At 73.9% G+C, this 14,619-nt stretch carries 13 protein-coding genes; 9 read left to right on the top strand and 4 right to left on the bottom strand.

The features are described 5' to 3' along the window. The first annotated feature begins 37 nt into the window (after positions 1-37). Both ACIP64_RS24105 and ACIP64_RS24100 read left to right on the top strand, forming a co-directional pair. Positions 38-619: a GNAT family N-acetyltransferase gene (locus ACIP64_RS24105; protein ID WP_401590325.1), complete on the top strand. Its 582-nt coding sequence runs from the start codon at positions 38-40 to the stop codon at positions 617-619. Positions 620-656: 37 nt separating this feature from the next. Next, complete coding sequence (locus ACIP64_RS24100) at positions 657-3,056, top strand: Tex family protein (protein ID WP_401590323.1); 2,400 nt, start codon at positions 657-659, stop codon at positions 3,054-3,056. 66 nt (positions 3,057-3,122) lie between these two features. Here ACIP64_RS24100 and ACIP64_RS24095 read toward each other — a convergent pair whose 3' ends face one another. After that, entirely contained in the window at positions 3,123-4,724 is a 1,602-nt protein-coding gene (locus ACIP64_RS24095) for an alpha/beta hydrolase (RefSeq protein WP_401590321.1), read from the bottom strand. A gap of 344 nt (positions 4,725-5,068) precedes the next feature. On the opposite strand from ACIP64_RS24095, the gene ACIP64_RS24090 reads away from it, so the two are divergent. Both ACIP64_RS24090 and ACIP64_RS24085 read left to right on the top strand, forming a co-directional pair. Further along, entirely contained in the window at positions 5,069-6,964 is a 1,896-nt protein-coding gene (locus tag ACIP64_RS24090; protein ID WP_401590318.1) for a Xaa-Pro dipeptidyl-peptidase, read from the top strand. Between the two features lie 60 nt (positions 6,965-7,024). Next, positions 7,025-8,356 (top strand): MFS transporter, encoded by a 1,332-nt coding sequence (locus tag ACIP64_RS24085; RefSeq protein ID WP_401590315.1) that lies wholly within the window; start codon positions 7,025-7,027, stop codon positions 8,354-8,356. Positions 8,357-8,557: 201 nt separating this feature from the next. Here ACIP64_RS24085 and ACIP64_RS24080 read toward each other — a convergent pair whose 3' ends face one another. After that, positions 8,558-9,691, bottom strand: a complete 1,134-nt coding sequence (locus ACIP64_RS24080; RefSeq protein WP_401590312.1) for a CaiB/BaiF CoA transferase family protein — start codon at positions 9,689-9,691, stop codon at positions 8,558-8,560. Between the two features lie 125 nt (positions 9,692-9,816). On the opposite strand from ACIP64_RS24080, the gene ACIP64_RS24075 reads away from it, so the two are divergent. The 4 genes from ACIP64_RS24075 (at position 9,817) to ACIP64_RS24060 (ending at position 12,024) form a co-directional block, all read left to right on the top strand. Further along, entirely contained in the window at positions 9,817-10,200 is a 384-nt protein-coding gene (locus ACIP64_RS24075; RefSeq protein WP_401590309.1) for a hypothetical protein, read from the top strand. A gap of 93 nt (positions 10,201-10,293) precedes the next feature. Continuing rightward, a complete protein-coding gene (locus ACIP64_RS24070) occupies positions 10,294-10,476 on the top strand; it encodes a hypothetical protein (RefSeq protein WP_401590307.1) in 183 nt (60 codons plus the stop codon). 144 nt (positions 10,477-10,620) lie between these two features. Then, positions 10,621-10,815: a hypothetical protein gene (locus ACIP64_RS24065; protein ID WP_360900006.1), complete on the top strand. Its 195-nt coding sequence runs from the start codon at positions 10,621-10,623 to the stop codon at positions 10,813-10,815. Between the two features lie 42 nt (positions 10,816-10,857). Next, entirely contained in the window at positions 10,858-12,024 is a 1,167-nt protein-coding gene (locus tag ACIP64_RS24060; RefSeq protein ID WP_401590304.1) for a barstar family protein, read from the top strand. 10 nt (positions 12,025-12,034) lie between these two features. Here ACIP64_RS24060 and ACIP64_RS24055 read toward each other — a convergent pair whose 3' ends face one another. Then, on the bottom strand, positions 12,035-12,535 hold the full coding sequence (locus ACIP64_RS24055) for a VOC family protein (protein ID WP_401590301.1): 501 nt from the start codon (positions 12,533-12,535) through the stop codon (positions 12,035-12,037). 90 nt (positions 12,536-12,625) lie between these two features. On the opposite strand from ACIP64_RS24055, the gene ACIP64_RS24050 reads away from it, so the two are divergent. Further along, a complete protein-coding gene (locus ACIP64_RS24050) occupies positions 12,626-13,180 on the top strand; it encodes an MOSC domain-containing protein (protein ID WP_401590298.1) in 555 nt (184 codons plus the stop codon). Here ACIP64_RS24050 and ACIP64_RS24045 read toward each other — a convergent pair whose 3' ends face one another. Then, a complete protein-coding gene (locus tag ACIP64_RS24045; protein WP_401590295.1) occupies positions 13,181-14,572 on the bottom strand; it encodes a tannase/feruloyl esterase family alpha/beta hydrolase in 1,392 nt (463 codons plus the stop codon). It abuts the gene before it with no gap. Between the last annotated feature and the right edge of the window lie 47 nt (positions 14,573-14,619).

Raw genomic sequence — 14,619 nt, 5'->3', positions numbered from 1 at the left:
GAATAACCGGAGGATAGTCACGCGGCGCACTGCCACGATGGGCCCTGTGACCGTACCGCGACAGAACATCCACGCTTCGCCCGTATGGGAGATATCGCCGCTCTCCGTTGACGACCCGGTGTCGAGGGACCTGCTGTGGCGCTACTACGACGACATCGTCAGCCGCTACTACGGCAGGCCGATGACCCGGAAGGAGATCGACGACCTCCTCGCCGAGGACACCAGCGACGACCTCGCCGGCCCCACCGGCGCGTTCTTCGTCGGGCGGTACGGCGGGACCCCTTCCGGCTGCGCGGGCGTGCGGCTGCTGGCCCCCGGCGTCGCCGAACTGCGCCGGGTCTGGGTCGTTCCCGCCGCCCGCCGCACCGGAGGTGCCGCGCTGCTGGTCGCGGCGGTGGAACGAGCGGCCGCGGAGCACCTGGGCGCCCGCGTCGTCCGGCTCGACACCCGTCCCGACCTGGTGGAGGCCAGGGCGCTGTACGCCCGGCTCGGGTACCGCGAGATCGACGACTACAACGGTGACCGCTACGCCGGCCACTGGTTCGAGAAGCCGCTGGCCCAGGACTCCGGCGCGGCTTCGCCCCCAGGCTCGCGGCACGGGGGCCGGGCTCCGCAATAATGCAGCGGTAGTCCAGCCAGAAAGCAGGTCGCACATCGTGACGACAACGGTCTCGGTCGAGCGCAGGATCGCCGAGGAGCTCGGCGTACGGGAAGGGCAGGTCCAGGCGGCCGTCGATCTCCTCGACGGCGGCGCGACCGTGCCGTTCGTGGCCCGGTACCGCAAGGAGGCGACGGGCGCCCTCGACGACGCCCAGCTGCGCACGCTCGAGGAGCGGCTGCGCTACCTGCGGGAGCTCGACGAGCGGCGGGCCGCGATCCTGGAGTCCATCGAGTCCCAGGGCAAGCTCGACGACGCCCTCAAGGCGCAGATCCTCGCCGCCGACTCCAAGGCGCGCCTGGAGGACATCTACCTGCCCTTCAAGCCCAAGCGCCGCACCAAGGCGCAGATCGCCCGCGAGGCCGGTCTCGAACCGCTCGCCGACCGGCTGCTGGAGAACCCCGGGCTCGACCCGCAGCAGGAGGCGGCCGGCTTCGTCGACGCCGACAAGGGTGTGGCGGACACGGCGGCCGCCCTGGAGGGCGCCCGCGCGATCCTGACCGAGCGGTTCTCCGAGGACGCCGACCTCGTCGGCGAGCTGCGCACCCGCATGTGGGAGCGCGGCCGGCTGGTCTCCCATGTGCGCGAGGGCAAGGAGGAGGCCGGCGCGAAGTTCGCCGACTACTTCGACTTCGCCGAGCCGTTCGGGAAGCTTCCCTCGCACCGTGTGCTCGCCATGTTCCGCGGCGAGAAGGAGGAGGTCCTCGACCTCACCCTGGAGCCCGAGGAGCCGGTCGAGGACGGACCGTCCAGCTTCGAGCGCAAGATCGCCCACCACTTCGGTGTCACCGACCGCGGCCGCCCCGCCGACAAGTGGCTGGCCGACACGGTGCGCTGGGCCTGGCGCACGCGCTTCCTCGTCCGCCTCGGCCTCGACCTGCGCGTGCAACTGCGCCAGGACGCCGAGGACGAGGCGGTCCGGGTCTTCGCCGCCAACCTGCGCGACCTGCTGCTCGCCGCCCCGGCCGGCACGCGCGCCACGATGGGCCTGGACCCCGGCTTCCGCACCGGCGTGAAGGTCGCGGTCGTCGACGCCACCGGCAAGGTCGTCGCCACCGACACGATCTTCCCGCACGTGCCCCGCAACCAGTGGGACGCCTCCATCGCCACGCTTGCCAAGCTGGCGGCGGCGCACAAGGTCGACCTCGTCGCGATCGGCAACGGCACCGCGTCCCGCGAGACCGACAAGCTCGCCGGCGACCTGATCAAGCGGCACCCGGAGCTGAAGCTGACCAAGGCCGTCGTCTCGGAGGCCGGTGCCTCGGTCTACTCCGCCTCGGCCTACGCCTCCGCCGAACTGCCGGACATGGACGTCTCGCTGCGCGGCGCGGTCTCCATCGCCCGCCGCCTCCAGGACCCGCTGGCGGAGCTCGTGAAGATCGACCCCAAGTCGATCGGCGTCGGCCAGTACCAGCACGACTTGTCCGAGCTGAAGCTGTCGCGTTCGCTCGACGCCGTCGTCGAGGACTGCGTGAACGGTGTCGGCGTCGACGTCAACACCGCCTCGGTGCCGCTGCTGCGCCGCGTGTCCGGCATCACCGAGGGCCTGGCCGCCAACATCGTCGCGCACCGCGACACCAACGGCCCCTTCCGCAAGCGCACGGCGCTCAAGGAAGTCGCCCGGCTCGGCCCCAAGGCGTACGAGCAGTGCGCGGGCTTCCTGCGCATCCCGGGCGGCGACGACCCGCTCGACGCCTCCAGTGTGCACCCCGAGTCGTACCCGGTGGTCCGCCGGATGAGCACCGCTGCCGGCACCGGCATCGAGGCGCTCATCGGCAACAGCGCCGTCCTGCGCGGGCTCAAAGCCGACACGTTCGTGGACGACACCTTCGGTCTGCCGACGATCACCGACATCCTTGCCGAGCTGGAGAAGCCGGGCCGCGACCCCCGTCCGGCCTTCAAGACCGCCGAGTTCAAGGAGGGCGTGGAGGAACTCAAGCACCTTGAGCCCGGCATGCTCCTGGAGGGCGTCGTCACCAATGTCGCCGCTTTCGGTGCCTTTGTGGACGTCGGCGTCCACCAGGACGGTCTCGTCCACGTCTCCGCGATGTCGAAGACCTTCGTCAGCGACCCGCGCGACGTCGTGAAGCCGGGCGACATCGTCCGCGTCAAGGTGCTCGACGTCGACATCCCGCGCAAGCGCATCTCGCTGACGCTCCGGCTCGACGACGAGGCGGCCGCGGCGGCGGGCGGCGGTGCCGGAGCCGGCAGCGCCAAGGGCAACGTCGGCGGTGGACGCGGTGAACGGGGTCCGCGTCCCGAGCGGCGCGGCGGTGCGCCCCGTCAGTCGCGCGGCGGCGGCGACCGTCCCGCGCCCTCCGGGGCCATGGCGGACGCCCTGCGCCGCGCCGGCCTGGACAAGGGCCTGGGCGGCGGCGGGAACGGCCGCCGCGGCTGACGCCCAGGACGACGGGGAGGACGGGACCCGTCCCGTCCTCCCGGCGCGCGGGCGTCCGGCGACGGCTCAGCGGCAGACCGCGCCCGCGGGCGGCAAGGTGCCCCGCAGCAGGAAGCGGTCGACGGCCCTGTCGACGCAGGCGTTCCCCCGGTGGTAGCCGGTGTGGCCGTCGCCGACGCGCGTGAGCAGCCGCCCGGACTCCAACTGCCCCGCCAGTGCCACGGCCTGCGGGTACGGGGTGGCGGGGTCTCGGGTCGTGCCGATCACCAGGATCGGCGCGGCGCCCCGTGCGCGGATGGCGCGTGCGGGCTGGCTCGAAGGGACCGGCCAGTGCGTGCACATCACCAGGGTGTCGGCGAAGGCCCGGCCGAACTGGGGTGAGGCGCTGAGGAACCGGGGCAGCTCGGCCGTCGCCCTGACGGCACTGAGCCGCGGCCCGATCGTGGAGCTCAGGCAACTGACCGCGGTCTGCGCCTGGTCGCCCTCCCTGGTCGTCTCCTGGCCCGCGGCGATGATTTCCTGGAGGTCGTGGGTGTCGCCCGTCCGCAACCCGCGCAGGGCGTCCCGGAGCCGTCCCCACGCGGGAAAGCGGAGGCCGTCCACGACCGCCGAGGTCAGGTCGTCCCCGGTGACCTCGTCGTCCTTGCCCTGCCGGAGCGGCGCGCGGTCGAGGGCGGCCCGCAGGGTGTCCAGCGCGCGGGCGGCCCCCGGCAGGCTGCGGCCGACCGGGCAGTCGGGGCGGCTCGCGCAGTCGGCGGCGAAGGCCTCCCAGGCGACCTGGTAGCCGCGCGCCTGGTGCAGCGTGGTGCCGAACGCGTCGAGGGCGGGGTCGAGGGCGCCGTCCAGCACCACGCGGCCGACCCGTGAGGGGAACAACTCGGCATAGGTCGCGCCCAGGTAGGTGCCGTAGGAGAAGCCCGCATAGTGCAGCCGGCGGTCGCCGAGGAGCGAGCGCAACATGTCCATGTCCCGCGCGGCGTCGGGTGTCCCGACGTACGGGAGCAGCCCGCCGGCGTGCCGCTCGCAGTCCCCGGCGGTCTTTTGGAACATGGTGTCCCACGCGTTGATCTCCGCCCGGTCGGGCGTGGGCGGCACGGGGGACTGCATGAAGGAGACCGGCCGGCCCCTGCCGCAGTCGACCAGCGTGCTGTGGCCGACTCCTCTGGGGTCCATCGCGACGAGGTCGTAGGCGCCGCGCACCGAGGAGGAGTAGACCTTGGCGGCCTTCCACAGGTAGTCCATCGCGGACGCGCCGGGGCCGCCGGGATTGAGCTGGAGGGAGCCGAGCCGCCCGCCGCCGGTGGACCTCTTGCGGGTCGCCGACACCAGGATGTCGCCGGCCTCGGGATGGGCGTAGTCCAAGGGCACGCGCATGGTGGTGCACTGGAACCCGTCGGCCTGGTCGCAGGACCGCCACGCCAGCCTCTGCCCGTAGTAGGGACGCAACCGCGGTGCCACGGCGGCCGTGTCGTCCGTCACCAGGGCGCTGCCGGTCGGCGCGGGGCGCGGTGCGGAGGAGGTGCGGGCAGGGGCGGCACAAGCGGTCAGCAGCACAGTGCAGGCGCCCAGCGCCGCGAGCAGGCGCCGCGGCGTGCGGCGGGAGGCGGTGCCGGAAGGAAGGCCGGCGCCGGGGCCGGACAGGGGGCCGGTGGTGCGGGCAGCGGTCATTGCCGGCGTTCCTTTCGCGCCCCGGCGGTCCCCGGGGCCAATCGGGATTCGGCTGCGGTCCCCGGGGCGTGTGCCACCCGTCGAGCCGTGGTCCGGGTCCGCTGCGAGGGATGGCTTCGCGGTCCACCCGTCGACCCGGCTGCGTGACCAGCTCATCACGTGGTGTGTTCGCCGGACAGTTCGGCTACGCCGAAGGTGTGAACCGGACCGGGTGCCACGGCTGTCCCGCAGGGGTTTGCCGGCCGCGCCCGGCGTGGCGGGCGCCTGCCAAGATCCATGGCGCGGGCGAGAGTTGGCCGGGAACCTGCTGTTGGCATGCTACGGCCAAACGTTAGCGTCCGCGGGTGCCCTCGCTGCCGCGCATCCTCCGCCCCCGCGCGCTGTCCGTCGTCGCGACGGTCGTCGCCGCCCTCGCCGCCGTCCTCCTCCCCGTGACGACCGCGCACGCCGCCTCCGGCGGCACTGTGCGGGACGGCCTCAGCCGGCCCGACTACTCCTACGCCGACGCCATCCGCGAGGCGGTGTGGGTCGACACGGGACGCGACAGCGACGGCGACGGCCGCACCGACCGGGTCGCCGCGGACATCGTGCGGCCCCGGGAGGCCGCCGCCGCGGGCCGCAAAGTACCGGTGATCATGGACGCGAGCCCGTACTACTCCTGCTGCGGGCGCGGCAACGAGAGCCAGACCAAGACCTACGACGCCCAAGGGCGCATGGTCCAGGCGCCGTTGTTCTACGACAACTACTTCGTGCCGCGCGGCTACGCGGTCGTCCTGGTCGACCTCGCCGGGACGAACCGCTCCGACGGCTGCGTGGACGTCGGCGGCCCCTCGGACATCGGCTCCGCCAAGGCCGTCGTCGACTGGCTCGGCGGCCGCGCCACCGCGTACACCTCGCGCACCGGCACCGGCACCGCCGCCGCGCGCTGGTCGACCGGCGACGTCGGCATGATCGGCAAGAGCTGGGACGGCACCATCGCCAACGGCGTCGCCGCGACCGGGGTGAAGGGGCTGCGGACCATCGTCCCGATCAGCGCCATCAGCTCCTGGTACGACTACTACTTCCAGCAGGGCGCCGCCCTGTACGACTCCGGCCCCGACTGGCTGTCGGACTACGTCGAGAGCCCCGGCGCCCGCGCCCGCTGCGCCACCGTGCAGCAGCGGATCGTGGACGGCGCGCCCCGCACCGGCGACTGGACCGGCTTCTGGAGCGAACGCGACTACACCCGGCACGCCGGCAAGGTCCGCGCCAGCGTCCTAGCCGTCCACGGCATGCAGGACCTCAACGTCCGCACCAAGCACTTCGGTCAGTGGTGGCAGGCCCTGGCGGCCCACGGGGTGGAGCGCAAGGTGTGGCTGTCGCAGACCGGCCACGTCGACCCGTTCGACTACCGCCGCGACGCCTGGGTCGCGACGCTGCACCGCTGGTTCGACCACTACCTGCTGGGCGTCCGCAACGGCATCGACCACGAGCCCGCCGCCGACATCGAACGCGCCCCCGGCCACTGGACGACCGACCGTGCCTGGCCGCCGGCCGGTACCGCGCGGACCCGGCTGAGCCTGCGCCCCGGAGCCACGCCCGGGCTCGGGGTCCTCGGCCGCACACCGGCCGCGCCGGGCAGCACCGAGGTCTTCACCGACGCGCCGGGCCGCGGCGAGGAGGACTGGGCCGCCGCCGCGGACACCGCGGGCCCCGACAAGACGGTCTTCAGTACCGGCACCCTCACCGCCCCGCTGCGCCTGTCCGGCAGCGGCACCGTCACCGTGACCGCGTCGGCCTCCACCACGAGCGCGCACCTGTCGGCGGTCGTGGTGGACCTCGGCCCCGCCCGTATCAGGGACTTCCTCGGCCCCAAGGAGGGCATCACCGACCTCACCACCCGCTCCTGCTGGGGCGCGAGCGCCCCCGGTGACAGCGCCTGCTTCTTCGACACCGCGGCGGACGCCGCGGACGTCACCCATACCGTCGTCAGCCGCGGCTGGGCCGACCTTGGGCACGCGGCCTCCGCCCGGCACGGCCGCCCCCTCGTCCCGGGACGCGCCTACACCGCCACCATCACCCTCGCCGCCACCGACCACGTCGTCCCGCCCGGGCACCGGCTCGCGCTGATCGTCGCCGGCACCGACGCCGGCCTCCTGGAGCCGCCCGGCAGCACCCCGGCGGTGACGATCGATCTCGCCCGCTCGTCCGCCCTCCTGCCGCTCGCCGGAACCCTGCCGGGGGCAGCGCATTCCCGGTAGTGACCGGGGCGGGTAGGGTCGGCGGGTCAGCGATAGTTGTACAAGGAAGCAAAAGGCCCCGTGGACAGCACCAAGAACACCGCCGGCACCCCGATAGAGGACGCGGCGCGCGCCGCCGACGACGAGCCCTGCGAACCCGAGCGCCGCACCGGTGTGCGGCGCTGGCTGATGGACACCCGCCCCGTGCGGCACCCCGCCTACCGCCGCCTGTGGACCTCGACCACCGTGACCGCCGTGGGCAGTCAGCTCACCGCGGTCGCCGTGCCCAAGCAGATCTACGACATCACGGGCTCGTCCGCGTGGGTCGGCTACTCCAGCATCGCCGGACTCGTCCCGCTCGTCGTCTTCGCCCTGTGGGGCGGCGCCGTGGCCGACAGCATGGACCGCCGCAAGCTGATGCTCGTGACCAACATCGGCGTCGCCGTCACCTCACTGCTGTTCTGGGTGCAGGCCTTCCTCGGCGCCGGCTCGGTATGGCTGCTCATGCTGCTGCTCGCCGCACAGCAGGCCTGCGCCGGCATGAACGCCCCCGCGCGCAGCGCCGCCGTCGCGCGGCTCGTGCCCCCGCAGGAACTTCCCGCCGCGGTCGCGCTCGGCTCGACCGTCATGCAGACCGGTCTCGTCGTGGGCCCGCTCCTCGCCGGCGCCCTCATCCCCGTCCTCGGACTGTCCACCCTCTACCTCCTCGACGCCGTCGCGCTCACCGCGACCGTCTGGGCGGTCTTCCGGCTGCCCGCCCTGCCCCCGATGGACCAGAGCGGCGCCGCGGTCGCCCGGCGCGGCGGATGGCGCGAGGTCGGGGCCGGCTTCCGCTACATCACCGCCCAGCGCATCCTGCTCCTGTCGTTCGTCGCCGACATCATCGCGATGGTCTTCGGCATGCCGCGCGCCCTGTTCCCGCAGCTCGCCGCCACCACGTACGCGCCCTGGGGAGAAGGGCTGTCCCTCGGCCTGCTCTTCGCGGCGATCCCCATCGGCGCGGTCGCCGGCGGTCTGTTCTCGGGCACCTTCTCGCGGGCCAAACGGCACGGCCTGATGGTCGTCTTCGCCGTCGCCGGCTGGGGCGTGGCGATCGCGGGCCTCGGACTCAGCAGCAGCCTGTGGTGGGCGACGGCGTTCCTGGCGCTCGCCGGCTTCGCCGACATGGTGTCGATGGTCTTCCGCAGCGCGATCCTGCAGTCGGTGGCCACCGACGACATGCGCGGCCGCATGCAGGGCGTCTTCACCGTCGTCGTCGCGGGCGGGCCGCGCGTCGCGGACCTGCTGCACGGCACGGCCGGCTCGGCGCTCGGGACGCGGACGGCGGTCACCGCGGGCGGTGTGCTGGTCGTCGTGGCGATGCTGGGCCTCGCGGCCGCGTTCCCGGTGTTCACCCGCTACCGGGGGGCGTGAGACCCGGAGTTGCCGAGTGCCCCGGTCCCGCTGTGGCGGACCCCGGCGGCGACCCGGCCGCCCGCCCCGTCCGGGTCAGGACCACGGGGGCGGTGCACCACTGCGAGCGTGGTCGGCAGCGTGCCGGTCCCGAGGCTACCGGGTGGCCCCGTGCTATCCGGCGGCGGGACCGGCACGGCACCCGGATGGCGGCGGGATCCGTCAACCGGAGAACTCCCCGCGTACGGCCTCCGTATGAGCGCCGAGGGCCGGCACCTCCCGCATCGGGGCCTCCCTGCCCGCGACGCCCACCGGCGGCAGCAGCCCGCGCAGCGGTCCCACGGGGGAGCCGAACTCCCGCCAGCGCGCGCGTGCCGCGAGCTGCGGATGGCCGGCGAACTCCGGGACCGTGCGCAGCCGGGCATTGGCGATCCCGGCACGGTCCAGCAGCGCCATGGCGCCGTCCGCCGTGTGCCCGGCCAGGCACTTCTCCAGCTCCCCGGTGAGCTCCCCGTCGTGCGCGCTGCGCAGCGGGTTGTCGGCGAAGCGCGGGTCGCGGGTCAGCTCCGGGCGGCGCAGGACCTGTTCGCACAGCGCCACCCACTCCCGGTCGTTCTGGACACTGAGGAAGACCACCGCGCCGTCGCCGCAGCGGTAGGGCCCGTACGGCGAGATCGACGGATGCCGGGCGCCGCTGCGCGCGACCGGCTCGCCGCCGTAGGCCTGCGCGTAGAACGGGTGGCCCATCCACTCGGCGAGCGCGTCGAGCAGGGACACCTCCAGGGCCGTGCCCGCGCCGGTCCGCACCCGCTCGTACAGGGCGGACAGGATCCCCGCGTAGGCGTACATGCCACCGGCGATGTCGGCGACGGAGATGCCCGGCCGCGCGGGGGCCTCCGGGCCGCCGGTGATCGACACCAGCCCCGCCTCGCACTGGACCAGCAGGTCGTACGCCTTCTTGTCGCGGTAGGGCCCGTCCGGCCCGTAGCCGGAGATGTCGCACGTGATGAGCCGGGGGTCACGGGCGCGCAGCGCCTCCGCGGAGAGCCCGAGGCGCCCGGCCGCGCCCGGCGCGAGGTTCTGCACGAAGACGTCCGCGCGGGCGACGATCCGGTCCAGCAGCGCGCGGTCCCCGGGCCGCTTGAGGTCGAGCACGACGCTCTCCTTGCCCCGGTTGCACCACACGAAGTACGCCGACAGGCCCCGGACCGTGCGGTCGTAGTGGCGCGCGAAGTCGCCGCCGGGCCGCTCCACCTTGATGACGCGGGCCCCCAGGTCGGCCAGGTGCCGGGTCGCGTACGGCGCGGCGACGGCCTGCTCCAGGGCCACCACCGTGATGCCCTCCAGAGGCTGCATGCGCGGTTCCTTCCGCGGGCGTTGGGTCGGCAGGGTGAACGCGTGCGTCGATCAGCCTAGTGAGCAGCGGGGTTGCGCGCCCGGCCCGGTAAGGAGGGAGGAGTACCCATCCGGAGGAGCAGCGCATGCCGCACAACGCAGGGCGACCTCCGGGCCTGTTCCGGCCTGCGGGCCGGCCGGTGCTGTTCGTGGCCCTGGCATGCCTGTTGCACGCACTGTGCGTCCTGTGGGGACCGGTTGCCGAACCGCTGCCCGAGCGGACGGCGGCGGTGGCCGCCGTCACCGAGGGCGCGGGCGCGGAGACGCACCACCACCCGGCGCACGTCGCCCGGCGCGCCGCCCCGCACGCCGGCCCCCAGCACCGCGGCGCCGCTGCCCAGAACCACGCCTCGGACGCCGCCCACGACACGGCCGCCGCTGACCCCGTGGCCGCCGCCGTGTCCGGCCCGGCCCGGCACACGTCCCCCGCCGGGCCCCCCGGCCACCTGCACGCCGTCCTGCGCTGCTGACAGCGCCCGGCCGCCCACCGCATCGCCGAGGCACTGCGCCGTGCGGCCCGCCGTCATGCCCCGCACCAGGACGAACACCGCAGGAGAAGCACCATGCCCGTGGACATCTACGCCGCCCTGAGCGCGCTCGTGCGCGCCGAGGCCACCCGCGCCCTCGAACGGCGGGCCGCCGCCTCCGCCGCGGCCCCGGCCCCCGGGGACGCGCCGGAAGGCCCCCGGACGGCCGACGCGGGAGCGCAGCAGCCCCGTGAGGACTCCGCCGTGAAGGACGACTGATCCCGTCCCGGACCCCGTTCGCCTGCCGCACCCGATAGCCGGGTCCGCAGCACCGCCCGGCCGGGCGCCGGCCGGGAACCGCCACGGCGCGTGCCGCGTTTACCCATGTGAGCGCGGCGCGTGCCGCGGACGGAGGCAGGGAAGATGTCCAATCGCGCGAAGTACGTCATCGGCGGCCTCGCGGTCGGCCTCGTGGCGTTCTGGGTCCTTGCGGCGTTCCTCCCCAACTGGATCGCCCTGCTGATCGTCCTCGGCGTCCCCACGGCGGCCTACCTCACCCTCGACCCCTCCCAGCGCCGCCGCCTGCGCCGCGCGGGCCGCAAGCAGATCGGCCGCTAGACCACGCAGCACGGTCGGGCGTACGCCCGGCGAAGGGACGGCATGCGGGCCGAGGACCACACCGGGTGGGGCAGGGACTTCCCGGTCGCGTATCTGCTGGTCAAGGAGGACGAGGACGGCGTCGATCGCCTGTGGGCGCGGTGTGCCGGTGCCGACGGATTCTTCGCCGACCGGGTGGCGCCGCCCCGGGAGATCCTGACGCTGCGGGGGTGCCGTCCCGAGGGCCTGCTGCGTGACGCGATCGAGGAACTGGCCGACGACGGCCACGGCGGGCGGACGTTCGGGGACCTGCTGATCGAGGTCTGGGACGACCGGCGACCGGTCCAGTGGCTGACCCTACGCGACGCCGTGGTCATCGCCCGGCTGCCCTGCAGCACCGGGCCTTCGTCGGTGGACGTCGTTGTCGGGGCCTCGGTCGAGCAGGACCCCGCGGAAAGCCGCGAGGTGCCGAAGTCCCCGCGTTTCGAGCTGTACGCGAAGGGCTCCCTCGGGACCTGCCTCGGTGTGGACGGCCTGTTCGACGAGCGCGACGGTCCCCCGAGCGTGCCGATGCAACTCCTCGGGTGCGAGCCCGCCGAGCCGCTGCTCGCCGTGCTGCGCCGGCCGGAGAAGTGCCGGTGGACGTGGGTCGAGCTCTGGGCGCTGGACCGCACCGGCCGCAGGATGCACCGCCATCCGCTGCCACTGGACGTCGCCGGCACACGGCCGTCGGTCCTGGGCGGCGCCCTCGTCGACATCACGCTGGCCGACGGGGGCACCGACCGTCCTCCGCTGCTCGCGCGCCCGGTGTGGGAGACCTGGTACCGCGGCATGCCGGCAACCCCCAACCCGTGGGCCCGCCACGGCAGCGAGGGCAGGGACGCCTGGCTGCGGCTCACCCTCGGCGGCTACGTCGGCCGGCGCGGGCCGGACCGCTCGGGCGGGGTCCATCACATGGACGGACGGTATGCGACCGACGTTCCCGGGCTGCACTGCGCGATGGCGGAGGCGATCGTCGGACCGGGCCGGTACTACGGCTGGGGAGGAGACGCCTTCGACGACTGCCTGATCGGCGGTTTCGGTGTGAAGCCACCGTTCACGCTGGTCTGGCACGACGCCGCCGGCGCCCGGGAGGCGCTGGCGGACGTCGTGTCCGGCGCAGGGCTCGGCTACTTCGAGGAGATCGTGCGGCTCCTGCACAAGCGCGGGGTGACCGTCGTCCTCGACTGACGCCCCGGCGTCAGGTCACCGAGCCGGCCGCGGCGCCCGTGGCGAGGTCGGGGCCCCAGCGGTCGAGGGCGGCCTGGAGGTCGAGGGGACGGGGGCCGATGACCTCCTGGGTGGTCGGCCAGTCCTCGCGGGGGACGCGCCACATGACCTCGAACTCGTTGCCGTCGGGGTCCTTCGCGTACAGGGACTTGGACACCACGTGGTCGCTGGTGCCGACGAGCGCGCCCCGTTCGGTGAGCGCGCGGGCGGTGTCGGCGAGTTCGCCGAGCGTGCCCACTTCCCAGGCGAGGTGGTAGAGGCCGACCCGGCCCTGCTCGGGGCCCGGCGCGTCCGGGCCGATGGCGAACAGCCCCAGGTCGTGGTCGTTGAGGGTGTCCTTGGCGCTCAGGAAGGCGGCGCGTCCGGGGATCTCCACGTCGACCGTGAAGCCGAACACCTCGCGGTAGAACGCGACGGACCGGGCGACGTCGCGGATGTAGAGCACGGCGTGATTGAGGCGGCGTACAGGCATGGCCCCAGCGTAGGGAAAACTTCTTGAAGTCTCAACAATTGATTCGGCTAGGCTGACGATCGTGCAGCCTGGACGAGGGGAGCGCGTTCCATGACTGTTGCCGCGACCGGCACCGTCGTCTCCGTCAGCCGCGACGAGGGCCACCACTTCAGCAAACCGGCGCACCCGTGCATCCGTCTGCTCGCCGGCCTCGGCGTCGAGGGGGACGCGCATCTCGGAGTGACGGTGCAGCACCGATCGCGGGTGGCGCAGGACCCGACGCAGCCGAACCTGCGTCAGGTCCACCTGATCCACGGCGAACTGCTCGACGAACTGCTCGCGGCGGGATACGAGGTCGCCCCGGGCGAACTCGGCGAGAACGTCACCACCCGCGGCGTGGACCTGCTGGGCCTGCCCGTCGGCACCCGGCTGCGGCTGGGGGCCGAGGCGGTCGTCGAGGTGACCGGGCTGCGCAATCCGTGCCTGCAGATCGACGCGTTCCGCAGCGGGCTGCTCAAGCAGGTCGTCGGCCGCGACGAGCACGGCGCGGTCGTCCGCAAGGGCGGCATCATGGGCGTCGTGCTGACCGGCGGCGAGGTGCGGCCCGGGGACGGTGTCGGTGTCGAACTGCCCCAGGAGCCGCACCGCCGGCTGGAACGGGTCTGATCAGCCGAGCGTGCAGGAGTTGACCACGTCGCCGTCCGCCGGACGCGGGACCGTGCGGTCGCCGGGCGGCGTACGCCCGTGCTCCACCCAGGCCGTCAGCGCGCCCAGCGCCTCCCGGTAGCAGGGCAGGACCGGGCGCAGCCGGTCCGGGTAGGTGTCGTACAGGCCGTCCACGTGGTTGCCGCCCGCCACGCGGTAGTAGCGGTGCAGCCGGCCGCGGCCCGCGCCGTCGACCATGCGGTCGTAGACGTCGGAGTCGGCCGCGATCGGCAGGAGCGAGTCCAGGGTGCCGTGCAGGGTGATCATCGGTTTGCCGATCCGGCCGGTGAGCGCGACCCGGGCGACGGCGCGGTGCACCGAGGCGGGCCGGGCGGCGTAGTCGTAGTCCGCGTCCGAGGCGCAGGGCGCCAGGATCTCGGGGACGGTCGTGCCGGCGCTCGTTCCGGGGCAGGCCGGGTCGTAGGCGGGGTCGAACAGTGCCCGGTAGGTCTTCTGCGTGATTCCCCAGTACGCCTGCTGGTGGTACGGCCACAGGAATTCCGAGCCCGGCGCGAACCCGGCCGCGATGAGGTCCGCGTCGGTCGCCCGGCCCTGGGCGCGGGCCACCGTGACGGGGAGCGAGGTCAGCAGATTGGGTCCGTCCGCCGTCCAGAGGGTGCCCTCCCAGTCCACCCCGCCGTCGTAGAGCGCCGGGTGGTTCTCCAGCTGCCAGCGGGTGAGGTAGCCGCCGTTGGAGATCCCCGTCATGTAGGTGCGACGTGGCGCGTGGCCGTAGCGGCCGGCGACGGCGGCCTTCGCGGCGACGGTGAGCTGGGTCGTCCGCCGGTTCCACTCGGCGATCGCGTCCCCGGGGCGGCTGCCGTCGGTCCAGAAGTCCGGGCCGTTGTTGCCCTTGTCGGTCGCGGCGAAGGCATAGCCCTGCGCGACCGCCCAGTCGGAGATGAGCACGTCCAGCGAGTACTGCTTGCGGGTGCCCGGGGCGCCGGTGACGATCAGGCCGCCGTTCCAGCGGTCCGGCATGCGCAGCACGAACTGCGCGTCGTGGTTCCAGCCGTGCGTGGTGTTGAAGCCGGAGCTGTCCGGGAAGTAGCCGTCGACCTGGACGCCGGGCACACCGGAGGGGCGCACCGTGCCCGCGGCGGACAGCCCCGCCTGGTCGGCCGTGTCGGTGTACGGGGTGCCGGCCAGGCCCGTGGTTGTCAGGTCCGGCAGGCACGCGCGCTGCGCGAGGGCGGCGCCGGGCACCACCACCCGGTCCAGCCGGGCGCAGTGGCCCGCGGTCGCGGTCCGCGCCTCCGCGGGCACCGCGGCGGCACCCAGCACAAGGGCCGCGGCGGCGAGCAGGGGGACGCTCTTCGGGACACCTCTGGTGAGGCCTCTCCAGGGGCGCATGGTGCCTCCAGGGCACGTCGGGGTCGGTTGCCGCCACATCGTGTCCG

Source organism: Streptomyces sp. NPDC088733 (assembly GCF_044751185.1).
Taxonomy (GTDB): domain Bacteria; phylum Actinomycetota; class Actinomycetes; order Streptomycetales; family Streptomycetaceae; genus Actinacidiphila.
Note: the sequence above shows the minus strand (reverse complement) of the source record. Positions and strands in the feature narration are given on the sequence as shown.